Annotated in this window: 11 protein-coding genes and 1 pseudogene; 7 read left to right on the top strand and 5 right to left on the bottom strand. The window is 70.2% G+C overall.

What is annotated here, in order from left to right; genetic code table 11:
- Window positions 1–105 precede the first annotated feature (105 nt).
- The 6 genes and pseudogenes from glgP (at window position 106) to ACZ4SA_RS20530 (ending at window position 11175) form a co-directional block, all read left to right on the top strand.
- Window positions 106–2778 (top strand): alpha-glucan family phosphorylase, encoded by a 2673-nt coding sequence (glgP, locus tag ACZ4SA_RS20555; protein ID WP_468276422.1) that lies wholly within the window; start codon window positions 106–108, stop codon window positions 2776–2778.
- A gap of 315 nt (window positions 2779–3093) precedes the next feature.
- Window positions 3094–3754: pseudogene (locus ACZ4SA_RS20550) on the top strand (LamG domain-containing protein); the annotation flags it as partial.
- A gap of 262 nt (window positions 3755–4016) precedes the next feature.
- Entirely contained in the window at window positions 4017–10487 is a 6471-nt protein-coding gene (locus ACZ4SA_RS20545; protein WP_468276420.1) for an RHS repeat domain-containing protein, read from the top strand.
- A gap of 89 nt (window positions 10488–10576) precedes the next feature.
- Window positions 10577–10798, top strand: a complete 222-nt coding sequence (locus ACZ4SA_RS20540; RefSeq protein ID WP_468276417.1) for a hypothetical protein — start codon at window positions 10577–10579, stop codon at window positions 10796–10798.
- Window positions 10799–10981 (top strand): hypothetical protein, encoded by a 183-nt coding sequence (locus ACZ4SA_RS20535; protein WP_468276414.1) that lies wholly within the window; start codon window positions 10799–10801, stop codon window positions 10979–10981. It begins immediately after the preceding gene.
- 56 nt (window positions 10982–11037) lie between these two features.
- Window positions 11038–11175: a hypothetical protein gene (locus tag ACZ4SA_RS20530; RefSeq protein WP_468276411.1), complete on the top strand. Its 138-nt coding sequence runs from the start codon at window positions 11038–11040 to the stop codon at window positions 11173–11175.
- Window positions 11176–11318: 143 nt separating this feature from the next.
- On the opposite strand, the gene ACZ4SA_RS20525 is transcribed toward ACZ4SA_RS20530, so the two are convergent.
- The gene (locus ACZ4SA_RS20525; protein WP_468276409.1) at window positions 11319–11996 is read right to left on the bottom strand and encodes a helix-turn-helix transcriptional regulator; all 678 of its coding nucleotides are present in this window, start codon (window positions 11994–11996) and stop codon (window positions 11319–11321) included.
- A gap of 274 nt (window positions 11997–12270) precedes the next feature.
- Between ACZ4SA_RS20525 and ACZ4SA_RS20520 the strand changes: the two genes are divergently transcribed.
- Window positions 12271–13725 (top strand): NCS2 family permease, encoded by a 1455-nt coding sequence (locus ACZ4SA_RS20520; protein ID WP_468276406.1) that lies wholly within the window; start codon window positions 12271–12273, stop codon window positions 13723–13725.
- A 288-nt stretch (window positions 13726–14013) separates the two neighbouring features.
- Here ACZ4SA_RS20520 and ACZ4SA_RS20515 read toward each other — a convergent pair whose 3' ends face one another.
- The 4 genes from ACZ4SA_RS20515 to ACZ4SA_RS20500 form a co-directional block, all read right to left on the bottom strand.
- Window positions 14014–14751 (bottom strand): Clp protease N-terminal domain-containing protein, encoded by a 738-nt coding sequence (locus tag ACZ4SA_RS20515; protein ID WP_468276403.1) that lies wholly within the window; start codon window positions 14749–14751, stop codon window positions 14014–14016.
- Between the two features lie 413 nt (window positions 14752–15164).
- Window positions 15165–17465: an ABC transporter permease gene (locus ACZ4SA_RS20510; protein ID WP_468276400.1), complete on the bottom strand. Its 2301-nt coding sequence runs from the start codon at window positions 17463–17465 to the stop codon at window positions 15165–15167.
- Window positions 17462–18079, bottom strand: coding sequence for an ABC transporter ATP-binding protein (locus ACZ4SA_RS20505; protein WP_468276397.1), 618 nt, complete (start codon window positions 18077–18079; stop codon window positions 17462–17464). The genes ACZ4SA_RS20510 and ACZ4SA_RS20505 overlap by 4 nt, the downstream gene beginning before the upstream one ends.
- Before the next feature lie 128 nt (window positions 18080–18207).
- Window positions 18208–18618 (bottom strand): hypothetical protein, encoded by a 411-nt coding sequence (locus tag ACZ4SA_RS20500; RefSeq protein ID WP_468276395.1) that lies wholly within the window; start codon window positions 18616–18618, stop codon window positions 18208–18210.
- Between the last annotated feature and the right edge of the window lie 224 nt (window positions 18619–18842).

The following is an 18842-nucleotide window of genomic DNA, read 5'->3' as shown; positions in this document are numbered from 1 at the left end:
CCGTGGTCCTGGCGGGCCCCGGGGCCGATACTTTCTGAAATGACGGAAAAGGACGCACCGTCCTGCGTCCGCTCGGATGTGTACCTCCCCTGCGAAGGTGAACTTGTGAAGGCCATTCGTCGATTCACCGTCCGCCCCGTCCTCCCCGAACCGCTCGGGCCGCTCAGCGATCTCGCGCGCAATCTGCGCTGGTCCTGGCACACCGAGACCCGAGAGCTCTTCCAGACCGTCGATCCCGAGGGGTGGCAGGCGGTCGGCGGCGACCCCGTACGCCTTCTCGGGAACGTGTCGGCCGCCCGTATGGCCGAACTGGCCAAGGACCGCCGTTTCCTGCGCAGAGTCGCCGCCGCGGCCGACGACCTGGACGACTATCTGCACGGCCGCAGGTGGTACCAGGCCAACAGCGGCCAGGGGGGCACCGACACCCCCGAGTTCCCCACCGCCATCGCCTACTTCTCGCCCGAGTTCGGTGTCACCGCCGCCCTGCCGCAGTACTCCGGCGGCCTCGGCATCCTCGCCGGCGACCACCTCAAGGCGGCCAGCGACCTCGGCGTACCGCTGATCGGTGTCGGACTGCTCTACCGGCACGGCTACTTCCGCCAGTCGCTGTCCCGCGACGGCTGGCAGCAGGAGCACTACCCCGTACTCGACCCGAACGAGCTGCCGGTGAGCCTGCTGCGCGAGGCCGGCGGGTCCCCGGCCAGGGTGTCCCTCGCCCTGCCCGGCGGCCGCTCGCTGCACGCGCACATCTGGGTCGCGCACGTCGGCCGCGTACCGCTGCTGATGCTCGACTCCGACGTCGAGGAGAACGGGCCCGGCGCACGCGATGTCACCGACCGGCTCTACGGCGGCGGCAGCGAGCACCGGCTGCTGCAGGAGATGCTGCTCGGCATCGGCGGCGTGCGTGCGGTCCGGGCGTACTGCCGGCTCACCGGACGCTCCGCGCCCGAGGTGTTCCACACCAACGAGGGCCACGCCGGATTCCTCGGCCTCGAACGCATCCGCGAACTGGGCGAACCGCCCGAGCACGGCGGCGCCGGCCTCGGCTTCGACGCCGCGCTCGAGGCGGTACGCGCCGGGACCGTGTTCACCACCCACACCCCCGTGCCCGCCGGAATCGACCGCTTCGACCGCGAACTGGTCGCCCGCCACTTCGCGGAAGGCGCGGAGCTGCCCGGCGTACCGGTCGACAAGGTGCTGCAACTCGGCATGGAGTCCTACCCGGGCGGCGAGCCCGACCTCTTCAACATGGCCGTGATGGGCCTGCGGCTCGCCCAGCGTGCCAACGGCGTCTCCGAGCTCCACGGGGCCGTCAGCCGCAGCATGTTCAGCGGTCTCTGGCCGGGCTTCGACGCCTCGGAGGTGCCCATCACCTCCGTCACCAACGGAGTGCACGCACCCACCTGGGTGGCCCCCGAGGTGTTCCGCCTCGGCGCGCGCCAGATCGGCACCGGCCGGGCGGAGGACGCCCTGTCCGTGGGCGGTTCCAAGCGCTGGGACTCCGTCGCCAACATCCCCGACGCCGACATCTGGGAGCTGCGCCGCTCGCTGCGCGAGCAGTTGGTCCACGAGGTGCGCGACCGGCTCCGTGCCTCCTGGCGCCAGCGCGGCGCGGGCGCTGCCGAACTGGGCTGGATCGACGGGGTGCTGGACCCGGAGGTGCTCACCATCGGTTTCGCCCGCCGGGTGCCCTCGTACAAACGTCTCACCCTGATGCTGCGCGACCGGGAACGGCTGACGGAGCTGCTGCTGCACCCCACCCAGCCGATCCAGATCGTCGTCGCGGGCAAGGCGCATCCCGCGGACGACGGCGGCAAGCGGCTGGTGCGGGAGCTGGTGCGCTTCGCGGACGACCTGCGGGTGCGCCACCGCATCGTCTTCCTGCCGGACTACGGCATGGCGATGGCGAAGAAGCTCTACCCGGGCTGCGACGTCTGGCTGAACAACCCGCTGCGTCCCCTCGAGGCGTGCGGGACCAGCGGCATGAAGGCCGCGCTGAACGGTGCCCTCAACCTCTCCGTCCTCGACGGCTGGTGGGACGAGTGGTACCAGCCGGACTTCGGCTGGGCCATCCCCACCGCCGACGGCGCGTCCACCGACGAGGACCGCCGCGACGAGCTGGAGGCGGCGGCGCTCTACTCGCTGATCGAGGAACGGGTCGCCCCGCGGTTCTACGACCGGGGCGCCGGCGGACTGCCCGACCGCTGGATCGAGATGGTCCGCCGCACCCTGACCACGCTCGGCCCCAAGGTGCTCGCCGGCCGCATGGTGCGCGAGTACGTGGAGCGGCTGTACGCCCCCGCCGCGCAGGCGCACCGTGCCCTGGACGCCACCAGTGCCCAGGAACTGGCCGCCTGGAAGGCCCGGGTGCGCGCCGCCTGGCGGCAGGTGGCCGTCGACCACGTGGAGGCCGTCGACCAGGACGCCGCCGCCGGCTCGGCGACGGCGGGCCTCGGCGCCACGCTCACGCTGCGCGTGCAGGCGGCGCTCGGCGAACTGCAGCCGGAGGACGTGGAGGTGCAGGTGGTCGCGGGCCGCGTCGACTCCGACGACACCATCCGCGACGCCCAGAGTTTCCCGCTGAAGCCGGCGAGCGGCCCGGACATGGAGGGCCGCTGGGTCTACGAGGGGCCGCTCGCCCTGGACCGCACGGGCCCGTTCGGCTACACGGTCCGTATCCTGCCCGCGCACCGGCTGATCCCGGCGGGCGCGGACCTGGGTCTTGTCGCGGCGCCGACGGAGACCACCGGGGAGGACGCGGGAGTCCTGATGCGCTGACCGTTCCTCACCTCGTTCCGCCCCCTGCCCGGACGACCGGGCAGGGGGCGTCTTCTTTCATGACGCGAACTCGTTGTCTCGACGTGCCCATGGGATGCCCTTGGTTTCTGCACGCACCGTTTTCGACCTGGGCCCCGGTAACTCGGCGGGCAAGAAGGCCGCCGCCGAGCGGCAGAAGCAGGCCACGGCACAGCCGTCCGCGTCGGCGAAGGCCCCGCGGAGCGGTGCCGGACCGCTGGCCGGGCCGCGGGCGACGGTACCGGGGGACGCCTCCGGGGCCGCCGCGTCCGGGGCGGGCACGGAGACCGGTCAGGCGGCAGCGGCACCACGATCGCCGACACGGCCTCGGGCTACGGCAGGTCCCTGACGCTCACCGGAGGTGCCTCGCCGGTCGACGGCGAGATCGTCCTGGACGGTGTCGACGGCGCCGCCACGACGGCGGGCCCCTGGTGGATGACTCCGGCTCGTTCACGGTGACCACGGCTGTGCGCCTGGACGGTGCGAAGTTGGCGGCCAAGGCCATCGGCTACACGGGTCAGGTGCTCGGCCGGCGCACTGCGGACGGTTCGGCGTGGGGCTTCTGGTTCCAGCTGACGGGTAAGGACACCGTGCTCAACGAGGAAACCCTGGAAGAGAGCGTCATTCCGGTCGGCAAGTGGCACTTCGGCCGGCTGAACGCCGACGGAACGTTCTCCTCGGTCGTCTCCGACGAGGTCGCCGCCATGGACAGCCTGGTCCGGCTGACCGGCACGTTCGACGCACAGACCGGGATGATCAGCCTGTACCTGGGCCACGACCATAACGGTGAGGCGGCGGCGTTCAACGCCAAGGCCGGTGCGGGTGACTTCGCGAATCGGCAAGGGCTTCACTTCGGGCGGGGTGGAAGCACTACCTGCCTGCGGGGATCGCCGAAGTGCGCGTCTGGGCAGGCGCGATGGCCGGTCCGGCGCAGGTCGGGGCGATCGTGGGCGACTGACGGCTGACGTCTGAAGGCCGCGTCTGTGGTGCATGTGTGGGCGGCGCTCGGCGAGCGCCGCCCACACCGCGTCCTGAGTGATGCGCTCGGCAGGCGAGCGACAAGAGGAGAATCGGCCATTGTCTTGACGAGGACATGAAGCTGACGTTGACTCATCGCTTGTTGTGATCACGGACCCGGGAGGGCGGGCCGTCCGGTCGATCCTCCGGAGGCGTCAAGTCCTCCCCGGCTCCTCGGACTTCTCTGAGCAGGGACGGACCACATGCCACGCGGCACACCACCGGATGCGGCAAGAACGCCGAGCAGAGCGATAAGACGGACGAGCGGGGTGTGGCGCCCCGCGGGCAGGCTGCTGCTCACCTCGCTCGCCCTCGCTCTGACGGTTCCCATCGGTCTCTCTCCGGTCGCGTCGGCAGCGACGGAGAGCGGCGGTCTGGGGCGCCCCGACGTGCCCGAGCAACGGGTCAGCAAGGTCAAGGCGGTCGACGGACCTGGCGCCAAGAAGGCCCGGGAGAAGGTCGCCCGTGACAAGAAGGCCAACGCCGAGCAGGCCGGACGGGCCTTGCAGGAGCAGCGTGCCGCCGCCTGGCCCGAAGCCGGCAGCGCCGCGCTGGCACTGAAGCCGTCCGGCGTGACGAAGGCGGCCCCCGGCGGGCTGCCGGTGTCATTGGCCCCTGGGGCCGACGGCAAGGACCGCATGCCAGCCGGCGCCGAAGCGAAGCTCACCGTCCTCGACCGCAGGACCGCCGACCGGCTCGGCATCACCGGCGTGCTGCTGACCGCGCAGGCGGACGCCGCGGGCAGCGCCGCGGTGAGCGTCGACTACAGCGCCTTCGCCTCTGCCCTGGGCGGCGGCTGGGCCGGGCGGCTGCACCTCGTGCAGCTGCCCGCCTGCGCCCTGACCACGCCCGAGAAGGCCGAGTGCCGTGAGCAGACCCCGCTCGCATCGCAGAACGACAGCCGGAAGCAGACCGTCACTGCGCAGCTCGTCCTGAAGGACACCCGGGCCTCCCGCGGTCTCACCACTCAGCTCACCACCGGCGCCCCTCGCGCCTCCTCCTCCTCCGGTACGACGGTCATGGCGCTGACCGCCACCGGTGCGGGCGACGGCGAGTCGCCCGACGGCAGCGGCGACTACTCGGCCACCGGACTGTCGGCGTCCTCGTCCTGGGAGGCGGGCGGCAGCTCCGGCTCCTTCACCTGGTCGTACGACTTCACCATGCCCCCGGCGGCCGCCGGCCCGGCGCCCGAGCTCTCCCTCGCGTACGACTCCGGAAGCGTTGACGGCCGCACGGCCGCGACCAACAACCAGGGCAGCGCGATCGGCGAGGGCTTCGCGATCAACGAGTCGTACATCGAGCGCAGCTACGGCAGCTGTGACGACGACGGCCACGACGAGCTCAACGACCGCTGCTGGAAGTTCGACAACGCCAGCCTGGTGCTGAACGGCAAGGCGACCCGGCTGGTCAAGGACGACACCTCCGGGCAGTGGCGGCTCCAGGGCGACGACGCCTCGAAGGTGACCCGCTCGACGAGCTCCACCAACGAGAACGGCGACAACGACGGTGAGTACTGGACCGTCGTCACCGGCGACGGGACGAAGTACGTTTTCGGTCTCAACAAGCTGGAGGGTGCCGGCACCGAGCGCACCAACTCGACCTGGACCGTGCCGGTCTTCGGCGACGATCCCGGAGAACCCGGCTACTCCTCCGGCACGACCTTCGCAGGCCGGTCGATGACGCAGGCCTGGCGGTGGAACCTCGACTACGTCGAGGACGCCCGGGGCAACGCGGCGACCTACTGGTACACGAAGGAGACGAACCACTACAAGAAGAACAAGGCCACGACGGCCAACGCCGCCTACACTCGAGGCGGTTACCTGAAGGAGATCAAGTACGGCCTGCGCAAGGGCGCGCTCTTCACCGACGCGGCCGACGCGAAGGTCACCTTCGGCCACGCCGAGCGCTGCACCGTCGCGGACTGCACGTCGCTGACGAAGGAGACCGCCGACAACTGGCCGGACGTCCCGTTCGACACCATCTGCACCAGTGGTGACAGCGAGTGTCTGGGCACGGGCCCCGCATTCTTCTCGCGCAAGCGGCTCACCGGCATCAACACGTTCTCCTGGAACGCCGCCACCAGCTCGTACGACGCGGTGGACTCCTGGGCCCTGACCCAGAAGTATCTCGACGGCGGCGACATAGGCGACACCTCCGACCACACCCTGACACTCCAGTCGGTCAAGCGGACCGCCAAGGCGGGCACGGCCATCGGGATGGACCCGATCTCGTTCACGTACCAGATGCGTCCGAATCGAGTGGACGGTACGGACGACATCCTGCCGCTGAACCGTCCCCGTGTCTCGACCATCACCTCGGAGACAGGCGCGATCACCACGGTCACCCTGTCCGCGGCGGAGTGCGTACGCAGCCAGGTCATCGACGCCGCGGAGGACACCAACACCCGCAGTTGCTTCCCGCAGTACTGGAACGTCAACGGATCCCCCACCGCGTCCGTGGACTGGTTCCACAAGTACCGTGTCCTCGCTGTGAGCACCTCGGACCCGGCCGGCCAGAACGACGGCCTGGAGCAGGAGTACGTCTACAGCGGCGCCGCCTGGCGCCGCAGCGATTCGCCGTTCACCCCCAAGGACGAGCGGACCTGGTCCGACTGGCGCGGCTACCGCCAGGTCACCGTCTACAACGGCGCGCTGAACACCACCCGTTCCAAGACGGTCTCCCTCTACCTGCAGGGCATGCACGGCGACAAGAAGAAGGACGGCACCACCACGTCGGTGAGTGTCGCCCCGCTGACCAGCCCGGACCTCGGGCTCGCGTCCCTCATGGACAGCGACCAGTACGCCGGGCAGCTGCGCCAGCGGGTGACGTACGAAGGTGCCACCCCCGTCTCGGCGGAGGCCAACGAGCCCTGGTCGCAGGAGACCGCCCGACAGACCCAGCCGGACGCCGCCGACGCGGTGGCCCGCTACGTCCGTACGGCGAAGACCACCGATTACACCTATCTCACCGCGTCCGAGAGCTGGCGCTCCCGGACGGTGCAGACGGGGTACGACGCCTACGGACTGCCCTACCGGGTCGACGACCTCGGCGACAATGCCAGGACCGGCGACGAGACGTGCACCCGCACCTGGTACGCCCGCAACACCACCACGGGCATCACGGGTCTCGCCTCACGCACCCGCACCGTCGCCGAGGAGTGCGACGTCGCGGACTCAGGTCTCGACCTGCCCGTGGACTCTTCCCGCCGTGGTGACGTCCTGTCCGACGTTGCCGTGGCCTTCGACGGTGCGGCCTGGTCGACGACGATGTCACCGCAGAAGGGCTTGGCGACCTGGACGGGCCGCGCCAAGGGGTACAGCGCCGCCGACGCCCCCGTCTGGCAGACCGTCTCCTCCACCGACCACGACGCGCTCGGCCGGCCGCTTTCCGTCACCGACGCCGCCGGCGGGACCAGTTCGACCGCCTACACCCCGGTGGGGGCGGGCCCGCTGACCAAGACCGTCGTCACCGACCCCAAGGGGTTCAGGAAGATCAGCTTCATCGATCCGCGGCGCGGTCAGGCCAACCGGATCTACGACGCCAACCTGAAGAAGACCGAACTGTCCTACGACGCCCTGGGCCGCCTCACCGACGTCTGGCTGCCCAACCGGAACAAGGCCGCGGGCTACAGCCCCAGCCAGAAGTTCCGGTACTTCCTCAGCAACACCAAGGCGTCCTGGGTGTCGACGGCCACGCTCAAGGCCGACGGCGAGACCTACAACACCACCTATGCGATCCACGACGCGCTGCTGCGCAAGCTGCAGGACCAGGCGCCGACCCCGCAGGGCGGCCGGCTGCTGACCGACACCCGCTACGACTCCCGGGGCCTCGCCTACGAGACCTACTCCGACATCTTCGACACCACCGCGGCACCGAACGGCACGTACACCCGCGCCGAGTACGGCGAGGCGCCCACCCAGACGGAGACCGTCTACGACGGCGCCGAGCGGGCCACCACCAGCACGCTGTACGTGTACGGCGTGAAGAAGTGGTCGACCAGCACCACGTACACCGGTGACTCCACCGCCACCACGGCCGTGCAGGGCGGAACGGCGGAACGCACGATCACCGATGCCCGCGGCCGTACGACCGAGCGCCGCGAGTACGCGGGAGTGGAGCCGGCAGACCCCGCCTACGGCAACGGACCGGGGACGCCGTACACCTCGACGAAGTTCACCTACACCCTCGACGACAAGAAGGAGTCGGTCACCGGACCCGACGGCGCGCGGTGGAACAGCGGCTACGACCTGAACGGCCGAATGGTGTCCGCCGACGACCCGGACAAGGGGACGTCCACACTCGAGTACGACGACCTCGACCGGGTGATCAAGGCGACGGACGCGCGGGGCCGCAGCGTCCTCACCGAGTACGACGCGCTCGGCCGGCGCCTCGGGACCTGGTCCGGTGAGAAGACGGACGCCAAGCAGCTGACGTCCTACACCTACGACACCCTGCTCAAGGGGGAGCCCGCGTCCAGCACCCGCTACGTCGGGGGCAGGACGGGCCTGGCGTACACGAAGTCGGTCACCGCCTACGACAGCCTCAACCGGGCGACCGGCACTCGGCTCCAACTGCCCGCCGCCGATCCGCTGGTCGAGGCGGGGGCCCCTGCCGTCGTCGACCTGGCCAGCTTCTACCGCATCGACGGCACACTGGGGAGCAGCACGCAGCCCGCGCTGGGCGGCCTCCCCGAAGAGGTCGTCGAGTACGGCTACACCAGCCTCGGCCAGGTCACCTCGATCGGGGGCTCCACCGGCTACCTGCTCGACGCCGACTACTCGGCGCTCGGCAAGGCCCAGCAGTACGTACTGGGCACCGGAAACACCGAGGCCTTCAAGAAGACGTACGTCACCAACACGTACGAGGAGGGCACCGGTCGGCTGACCCGCAGCCACGTCACAGACCAGACCCACCCGTACATGCTGCAGGACCTCAACTACACCTACGACCAGGCGGGGAACCTCACCTCCATAGCCGACCCCACGAACCTGGGCGGCACGAGCAGTGCCGAGACCCAGTGCTTCGCCTACGACGGTCACCGCCGCCTCACCGAAGCCTGGACCCCGGCCTCGCAGAAGTGCGGGGACGCGCGCAGCTCGAGTGCCCTGGGCGGGCCCGACCCGTACTGGACCAGCTACACGTACAACACGGCGGGCCGGCGCACCGGCGAGACCCGGCACAGCGCGGCGGGCGACACCACCACCACGTACTGCTACAAGGCCGGCCAGTCGCACGCCCTGGCCGGGACGAGCACCAGCGGCAACTGCACCTCCCCCGACCGCTCCTACGCGTACGACGCGACCGGCAACACCACCAGTTGGCCCGGCACTTCGGGAACCCAGGGCATCGACTGGTCCGACGAAGGAAAGATCGCGCGACTGACCGAGGGGTCGAAGGCGACCGAGTACCTCTATGACGCTGACGGCGAGCTGCTGATCCGTGGCACCACGGGTGGCGAGCGCGTCCTGTACGCCGGCGGCACCGAGCTGCACCTCAAGGCGGACGGCACCACCTGGGCCCAGCGCTCCTACGGCGCCGGTGACCTGCAGGTGGCCGTCCGCACCAACCGGACGGGCAGCAACAAGCTCCACTACCTGGCACGTGACCACCACGGCACGTCGACGCTCACCGTCGGCTCGGACAGCACGCAGCCGTTCGTCAAGCGCCGGATGACCGCCTTCGGCGTCCCGCGGGGCACCGAAGGCGGCGGTGAGTGGCCGGACGACAAGGCGTTCCTGGGCAAGACCCACGACGCGACGACCGGTCTCACTCATGTCGGAGCGCGCCAGTACGACGCCGGCATCGGGCAGTTCCTCAGCATCGACCCGATCCTGAGCACGAATCAGCAGCAGTCGATGAACGGCTACGCGTACGCCAACAACAACCCGACGACCTTCTCGGACCCCAGCGGGCTCGCGGTGCCGGAATGCGTGCAGGCTCCGGTCGTGATCAAGTGCCGCGGCGGCATCCCGGTCAGCCAGAAGAAGCCGGAGACCAAGCCGAGCAGCGGCTCCGACAACCGCGCGTGCCGGTGCGGCAAGAGGCCTCCGCTCGTCGACAGCAAGGGCAGGCCCACCGGACTGCACACCAGCGGTGGCACCGGCGGCCGCCGCAACATCACACTGCCGTCCACGCCCGCCCCGTCCGGCTGGCTCCCGGTCGCCCCGCCGGACCCGGGCCCGCCGAAGAAGGTGGAGCCCGAGAAGGGGTGGTTCGACCAGGTACTCGACGTGGTCGGCATCGGGACGGAGTCGAACACCTGGGGACTCTGCGGCGGAGTCTCCGGAGGGGCCGTCCTGATGGGATCCCTCGAGGTCTGTGTCCTCGTGGGCAGGAACGCCGAGGGTGACTGGGACCTCGGTGTGAGCGGCTCGCCCGCGATCTCCGGGATCGGCGGTGGCCTCTCGGGCGACGTCACCGTCCTCACCAGCAACGCGGACTCGCTGGACCAACTCCGCGGGTGGGGCTGGGACAAGGAGATCTCCGGCCACTACGGGATAGGTGCCTTGGTGGCCCATGAGAACGGCATCAATCTCGACGGCTCGCTCGTGCGCAACAGCAAGGGCGAGGCGGTGTGGGCCGGGCAGGGAGGCGGCGGCGTCGGCATCGAGGGAGGCGTGGAAACCGGGCTCAACTACACTTGGGGCTGCTCCTTCGGACTGGGCTGCAGCTGAAATCGGCGGCGCGGGTCCCGTTGCCCTCCGGTCCCCGGGAGCGGGGCCCGCGCCGTCACCGACGGAACACCGATGAAAGGATCACCGCCGTGCGCGTCGTCCCCCTCCTCCTCGGCCTGGGCTGTCTGCTGTTCGGACTGGCTTTGGTGAGGAACCATCGCGGGGTCACCGACCGGATGCTGCGGTCCCCCGTGAACCTGGCCCCCGGTTCGCAGCAGAGCGACTGGGTCTTCCGCGCCGTGGGGTGGATGGCCGTCGTGATCGGCTCGCTGTTCACCCTCTTCGGCATCGTCTTCCTGGTGTTCGCGTAAGTGGGCGTCCTGAACACGCTCACCCTGGTGTTCTTCCTGCTGTTCGGGACCGTGTGCCTCTGCGCCGGAGCACTGGCGGTCCGCAGGCGACCGGGGCCGCCGTTCCTCAAGCTCGTGGGCGCTCTGTGGATCGTCATCGGAGTGCTGGTGCTCGCCTTCTGCGCGGGCTTCCTCCTCCGCTGACACCGTGCGCCGCCCGGGAGGACGGCGGCAGGGAGACCGAGACGTGCTGCCTCCAGGTGCCCGACGGTCTCCACGCCGAGGTCCACGACGCTTCCGAGGCTCACCCGCTGATGGCGCTTCCGCCTGGCGATGCGACGGGCGGCCGGAGTCTGCCGCTGGTCGATGTGCTGATGGTGAAGTGGGGCGTCTGGTGACCGCGAGGGCCCGGGGAAACTCGTCCGGGCGGAGCTCTCGCGTACGCAGCATCGGTGCGTGGCCGCCGACGACGCGGGTGCGGCCCGGCGCAGGGGGCGCCCCGCTGCGTGTCGCGCGGCCAGTGCGCGGCCGCCGACCCCGCTCAGTGGTCGGGGAGCAGGGCCCAGAAGTGGTCGACGATCTCGTCGATGTAGCGCCGTCCGTCCTCGCCGGACGCCGTGCTGCCGCCGGCCCGGCTGAGGGTGGCTGCCAGGAGTGTCTGGTAGTCCTGGTGCATGGCGCGCAGGGGGTCCTTCAGGTCGCGGCGCTCGATGGCGACCAGGTTGGCGATGGCGCGGATGTGGGCCTGCCAGCGGGTGGAGACCGCCTCGGTGAGGAGGCGGGCCAATTCGTTCTCGAGTCCGGTGATGGCGATGAAGTCGCGTGGGGGAAGCCCGAGTACCTCTCCGAGCGCGGCGGACTGCCGCTTGTCGCCGGTCCATAGGCCGGTCTCTTCCATGTGGTGGTAGGCGTCGAGCGTCAGGCCCGTGGCACGTGCGACGTCCTCGACGGGAAGGCCGCGGGCGAGGCGGTGTTCGCGCAGGGTCCGGGCATGGCCCATGAGTTCACCGGGGGCGCACCACAAGGCGCCGGCCAGGGCGGTGAGTTCGTCGGCGGTGGGCAGGGCCGTGCCGCGTTCCCACGCCGCGACGTGGTCGGGGGTGATGTGGGTCATGCCGTAGGAGGCGCGCATGCCGTAGGCGACGTGGCCGTGGGCCATCCCGAGTTTCTCGCGCAGAGTGCGGGCGGCGCGCGCGTTGAAGGGGAGGGGTGGATGCACGGTGCGAGAGTAGGTAGTTACTCGCCGCTACTCCATGGCCGCTGTCGCCTGCATCCCGTTATGCGGGATAGGTCGGCGGGGATTTCGTAGGAAGCCACAGGGGTCCTCCACGGGTCAGTTCCCGTTCGCTACGGCCTGGGTGTGTACTGCGCCGCGCCACGTATGATCCGCTCGCGAGGTGCCGCATGTGTGTTCGCACAACAGTCGTCGACGCTCTTTCCCAGCGGTGCCGTCCCCCTTCTCTCCCCTCTCTGTAGGCCCAGGAGGCGCCGTCATGCAGAACAGCGCGACCAGTGCGACCAGCCCGGCCGACGCGCCGCCCACCGGAACCGGCGGCCCGCTCGACCGGTTCTTCGGCATCACCGAACGTGGCTCGACATACGGCCGGGAGATACGCGGCGGCTTCGCCACGTTCTTCACCATGGCGTACATCCTCGTGCTCAACCCGATCATCCTGAGCAGCGCCAAGGACAAGTTCGGCGAGCAGCTGGATGCCGGTCAACTGGCCACCGTCACGGCGCTGGTGGCCGCGGTCATGACCGTGATCATGGGAGTGGGCGGCAATCTGCCGCTCGCCCTGGCCGCGGGCCTGGGCATCAACGCCGTCGTGGCCTTCCAGGTCGCCCCTCTGATGGGCTGGGACGACGCGATGGGCCTCATCGTGCTGGAAGGCCTGCTGATCTGCGTGCTGGTGGTGACCGGTCTGCGCGAGGCCGTCATGCACGCCATCCCGCAACCCCTCAAGCAAGCCATCAGCGTCGGCATCGGCCTGTTCATCGCGTTCATCGGGTTCGTGGACGCCGGGTTCGTCACCCGTATCCCGGACGCCGCGAACACCACCGTGCCCGTGCAGCTCGGCACCGGTGCGCTCACCGGCTGGCCCATGCTCGTCTTCTGCCTCGGCGTGCTCCTGACGATCGTGCTCCTCGCGCGCAAGGTCAAGGGCGCCATCCTCATCAGCATCGTCCTGATGACGGTCGTCGCCGTCGTCGTCAACGCGCTGGCGGACGTCAAGTCCTGGGGCCTTACCTCGCCCTCGCTGCCTGACAAGCCGTTCGCCGCGCCCGACTTCGCCCTGCTGGGCAACTTCGACCTGTTCGGCTCGTTCGGCCAGGTCAGCGTGCTGACCGTGGTCCTGCTCGTCTTCACCCTGGTCCTGTCCGACTTCTTCGACACGATGGGCACCGTCGTCGGTGTCACCGCCGAGGCCGGGCTCCTCGACGAGCGGGGTCAGGTCCCCGGCCTGGGCCGCGTTCTCCTCATCGACGGTGCTGCCGCCGTCGCCGGCGGCGCCGCCTCCTCTTCGTCCGCCACCACGTACATCGAGTCCGCCGCGGGTGTCGGTGAAGGTGCGCGTACCGGCTTCGCCAACCTCGTCACCGGCGGTCTTTTCGCTCTCGCCCTCTTCCTCGCCCCCGTGCTGACGATCGTGCCCCTCCAGGCCGCGGCCCCGGCCCTCGTCGCCGTCGGTTTTCTGATGATGACCCAGGTCAGGCACATCGACTGGGACCGCTACGACGTCGCCGTCCCCGCCTTCCTGACCATCGTCGTCATGCCGTTCACCTACTCCATCACCAACGGCATCGGCGCCGGCTTCATCGCCTACGTGGTCATCAAGGCGTGCCTGGGCAAGGCCCGTGAGGTGCACTGGCTGCTCTGGGGCACCGCGGCGCTCTTCCTCGTCTACTTCGCCATCGACCCGCTGGAGCAGCTCCTCGGCATCAAGTAGCCGCACGGCAGAGCCTGTTACGGGCTCAGCGAGGCCGGTTCTCCTCGTTGTCCACGTAGGTCACGACCGCCTTGGACGCGAGGCGGCCGTCCGCGAGCCGTCGTTCGGACCGGACTTGAGGGCTACGGAACCGGCCGGGACGGCCCCCCGGGGCCAGGTCGGTGACATGCTCCCGGGGCCGGGGCCGGGGCCGGGGCCGGGGCCGGGTCCGGTGTCTGCGCATGCCCCCACCTTGCCGAACGGCCCACGGCTCGGGCCCTGGACGACAGTGGGGGCGCATACGTCCCCCTACTGCTGCTGCGCGTCGAGGAAGGGCGCAAGCTTCTCGGTGATGTGCTGCTCGGTGGCGTCCTTGGTCAGACCGAGGCCTGACAGGGGGCCTGTGCCGTTCTCCGCCTCCAGCAGGGCGAGCAGGATGTGCTCCGTGCCGATGTAGTTGTGGCCGAGCCGCAGCGCCTCGCGGAAGGTGAGTTCGAGCGCCTTGCGGGCCCTCGAGTCGTACGGGACGACCTCGGGTAGTTCCTCCGACGGGGCGGGCAGCGCCGTCGTGGCGGAGCCGCGGACCATGTCGAGGGTCACGCCCTGCGCGGTGATCGCGTCGGCTGCGAGGCCCTCGGGCTCGGCGAGCAGGCCGAGTGCGAGGTGCTCCGGGCCCACCTGGACGTTCCCGGCGGAGCGGGCCTCGTTCTGGGCAGCCATGACGGCGTTCCGCGCCCGGGGGGTGAAGCGCCCGAAGCCCTGACTGGGGTCGAGGCCGAGCGGCTGGTCGGACTCCTTGGTGACAAAACGCTTCTGGACGGCCTGCTTGGAAACGCCCATGGAACGGCCGATGTCGGTCCAGGAGGCGCCCGAGCGCCGCGCCTGGTCCACGAAGTGGCCGATGAGGTGGTCGGCGATGTCGCCGAGGTGGTCGGCGGCGATGACGGCGTCGGAGAGCTGGGCGAGCGCGTCGGTGTGCGCCTTCTTGATGGCGTCGATCAGATCGTCGAGCCGGACGGGATGAGTCATGCGGACTGGATCTGTCATGCGACAACCTTAGGTTGACGATCGGGGAATCGTCAACCTAAGGTTGTCGTTATCGGTGCCGACCGGTGAGCCCCGCCTCGTACGCCAGGATCGCCGACCGCACCCGGTCCTGAGCCCCAGGCGCCCGAGCGCGGCGCCGACATGGGCCTTCTCGGTCCCCTCGGCGACGCACGGGCGCGCAGCGATCTCCGCGTTCGACAGGCCGGCCCCGACGAGCGCCACCACAACATCCCGTTCCCGGCCGGTCAGTGGCTCCAGCGCGGCCTTCGCCTCCGCGGTCCGCGACAGATCATGGCTCCGCCGTCGGCCGGCAGGACGTGGACGGGAGCGTGGTGCTCGGTGTCGGGCTCGATCATGCGGCCGGCCTGGACATCGCCTCGGTCCCGGCGGTCCCGTCGATCCCCTCGGTCCCGTCAGTCCCGGCGGATCAGTTCCGGGTCGATCCGACGGCCCACCAGAGGGAGGGTCGCCACTGCCGCCACCGCCACCACGCCCGCCGCCGCCGACCCGAGCACCGGAACGCCGGCCAGATCCCACTGCACGTCGCCGCCCGCGGTGATCAGGTAGCAGGACTCGGCCAGCTTGCCCAGCACCAGCGCAAGCGCCAGACCGATGGCCAGCGGCACCACGACCTGCACGCACTGGACGGCCCGCATGGTGCGGGGCCGTGCTCCCAGCAGCGTGACCGCCATGACCTGGGGACGGCGTTCCACCGCCCGGTCTGTGACGGAGACGACGAAGGCCGCCGCGCCGATGGCCAGGCCCATGATCATGCCCAGCGCGAGCAGGGTCTCGATCACCGAGATCTGCTGGAGCCCCTGGATGTTGATCCCGATCGGGTCGATGTCCACGGTCGGGGCGACGGCCCCGATGCCGTCGAGGACCGAGCGCACGGCGTCCGGGTCCGAGCTGCTGGTCAGCACGAGCCGGGCGGAGTCGGGGCGTGCGCCGTCGCGCAGCATGGACGGCGGGACGAGCAGGGCGGCCGAACCGACCGCGGAGGGGTTGTGCGCACGGAACACGATCGTCTCCGACGGCAGGGTGACGTCGAGCTGCCCGCCTGTGGCCCTATCCGGCCCGTCCATCCTGTAGTTGAACGTGGCGCCGGGCACGACACCCGGATCCTGGCTGGAGTTGGGGTCCGTGAGACGCAACACCTTCCCGTCCACGCAGCCCTCCGACTGCCGCACCAGGCGCGCCAGTTGTTCGCACGTGGCGACGAGCGCGGTGGCCTGCGAGACCGGCGCGTCGGAGTCCGACTCGAGGTCCACCCACGACTCCATGGTCAGGGCGGCGGCCCGTACCCCGGGGACATCGGCCAGTTCCCGCTGCTGCCGCGCGTCGATCCCGGACAGCGGCAGCGCGTAGTCCTGCGCCGGACCCGACGGGCGGGTGACCTGCTCCAGCTGGATCAGCACCCCCTGGGCCAGCGACGCGGCGAAGACCAGTGTCACCAGACCGGTCACCACCCTCATGGTGCTGCCGGGCTCCACCTCGTTGCGCCGCATCGCAAGACCGAGCGTGAGGGACTTCGTGGACCGTGCGACCCGGCGCGCGACGGCGTACGAGATCAGCGGCAGTGTCTTGATCAGCCCGATCCCGGTCAGGAGCACCCCGGCCAGGATCAGCGGCGCGTTGAGACCCAGGTTCGACGACGGCCGGCCCACGAGGTCGGTCGCGCAGTATCCGCACACGATGCCGAGGCCGGTCACCAGCAGCAGGCCACCCCACTTCGAGGGGGGCCTCGGTACGGCGCTGCGCCGTACTGCCAGCGGAGTGGCCGCGGCGTCACGTCCGCCGGCCCGTCCGGCGAACCACGCCAGTGCCGGGCAGCCGATCAGACAGACGGCCGCCGTCGTCACGGACAGCGCGCCGTCCTGCGGGTACCACCGCAGGCTGGGCAGACCGGTCCGGGACATCACCTGGTTGAGCAGCCAGTACTCGCCGAGTCCGAGAAGCGCGCCGATCAGCGCCGCGGCCACCGTCTCCGCCGCGTTGACCCGCCGGGTTCCCTTGGCGCTCAGCCCGAGCAGGCGCAGTGAGGCGAGACGCCGGGCTCGGCCGGCCGCGGAGAGCCTGGCGCACACCGTAAGGAAGATGGCGAGCGGCAACAGGACCAGAGTGCCCAGGGCGAAGCGCAGGTTGGTGAGGGTGGAGGGCTCGACGGCCGGGAACGGCGCGTAGTCGTATCCGAAGCCCTCCAGGGCTCGGCCCTCGCCGCCGATCCGGTCCGGGGTGGTGCCGACGTAGGCGAACAGTTCGTCGGGGTGGGCGAGGCCTGCCGCGCCGATGGTGCCCGCGATCTCGCCGGGCAGACGCCCCTTGACACCGGGCTGTTCCCGCAGCAGGGCGCGCACCCGCGGGGAGACGAACACCTCGCCTGAGCGGGGAAGTTCGTCCAGCCCGGGCGGTGCCGGCACCGAAGGCCGGCCGGCGTCCGTGCCCGGGGCGATGAACACGCGGGTGAAAGGCTGAGAGCCGTACGGATCAGAACGCTGGAGCACCTGGGGTGCGGCCGCCTCCTGGGCGGATGAAGTCCGCGGCTCGCGGGCGGCGGCACGGCCGTCGTGCGCGTCGAGGATCGCGGGAACGGTGAGGACGAGGGCGAGGCAGCAGACGCCGACTGAACCACCCGCCGCCATCAGCAGGAAACGGATGCGGTTGCCTCGGCCTGCCTTGAACAGCAACCGCAGGCCGAGCAGGAACTCCCTCACACCGCCCCCTCGGCCGAGATACGACCGTCGGTCATCGTGTAGTGGCTGTCGGCCTGCGCCGCCACGGCGGGGTCGTGGGTCACCAGGACGACCGCGGTGCCCTGGGACCTGGCCAGATCGAGGAACTCCTTGAGAACGGCGTCGGCGTTGGCACTGTCCAGGGAGCCGGTCGGCTCGTCCGCGAACACGACCGCCGGGCGGTGGACCAGCGCGCGCGCGACGGCCACGCGCTGACACTGTCCGCCCGACACCTGGGAGGGCCGCCGCTCGCGCAGTCCGGCGAGCCCGAGCCGTTCCAGGACCTCGCCCGCAGCCGTGAGCGCCGGCTTCTTGCGCATCCCGGCCAGGCGCAACGGCAGGGCGGTGTTCTCCTCCACGGTCAGTTCGGGCAGCAACTCGCCGTACTGGAAGACGAATCCGAAGCGCTCACGGCGCAACGCGCTGATCTCCTCGTCGTCGAGGCCGCCGAGCGTGCGCCCCTCGAACCGCACTTCTCCGCGCTCGGCGGGCAGCACGCCCGCCAGACAGTAGAGCAGCGAGGACTTCCCCGAACCGCTCTGGCCGGTGATAACGGCCACCTCACCGCGGTCGACGGTGAGATGGGCGCCGCGCACGGCCGGGTGGGTGCCGTAGGAGAGGTCGACTCCTACGGCGGAAAGTATTGACGTGCTGATGGCTTCCCCCTAGAAGCAAGCGGGCCCAGGTGTGCACCCCTGGGCCCGGCATCGTGCTGTGGTACTGCCTACTTCTTGTAGTGCTTGGTCGGTGAGCAGTTGTCGGGGTTGAAGGACCCCTTGTCACGGCACACGCGGATGTAGGCGTCGTCGGTGTAGCGCTGCGGCGCGGCCCAGTTGAGCTTGTTCAGGAAGACGGACTTCTTCTGGGTCCCGTTGTAGCGGCTCCAGCTGTAGCCCTCGACCTTCACCTGCACGTAGACGTTGTGCCCGTCACCGTGGTCGGTGTCCTTGAGGTTGCCCTTCCATTCGAACGCGCCGTGCTTCGTGCCCGCCGGGTGGAAGGTGTACTGGCCGCTGTTGAACTCCGCGCCCCCGGTTGTGAGCCTCGGAATGGTCTTCCACGACGCGGCGACCGCAGAGGTCGCTCCGGCGAGGAAGAGGCCGGCGGTGAGGACGCCGATGGCCAACTTGCGCATTTGTTCTCCCGTTTGTTGTGCATGCCCTGGTGGTCGTGTTGCTTTCAGGACGGCAGTGAAGTTACCGGGAGGTAGTGCCTGTGTGATCGAAATATCGGGCGCCGTGCCCGTTCCGGCCGTGTATGGGGCCTGGTTCTTTACCTGCGCATGGCTTCCGCTTGAGGCCGTGTTGATCATGGAACGTGGAAGGGCGCTGCCCGGGAGCCTTTGCGGCGTCCCTGGGC

Source organism: Streptomyces sp. NPDC027962 (assembly GCF_055566095.1).
Note: the sequence above shows the minus strand (reverse complement) of the source record. Positions and strands in the feature narration are given on the sequence as shown.

What these genes read in the sequence shown, in the direction of transcription:
- ACZ4SA_RS20545 (WP_468276420.1), top strand. Translation starts at nt 4,017, where the DNA reads ATGCCACGCGGCACACCACCGGATGCGGCAAGAACGCCGAGCAGAGCG.
- ACZ4SA_RS20515 (WP_468276403.1), bottom strand. Translation starts at nt 14,751, where the DNA reads ATGACAGATCCAGTCCGCATGACTCATCCCGTCCGGCTCGACGATCTG.
- ACZ4SA_RS20520 (WP_468276406.1), top strand. Translation starts at nt 12,271, where the DNA reads ATGCAGAACAGCGCGACCAGTGCGACCAGCCCGGCCGACGCGCCGCCC.
- ACZ4SA_RS20500 (WP_468276395.1), bottom strand. Translation starts at nt 18,618, where the DNA reads ATGCGCAAGTTGGCCATCGGCGTCCTCACCGCCGGCCTCTTCCTCGCC.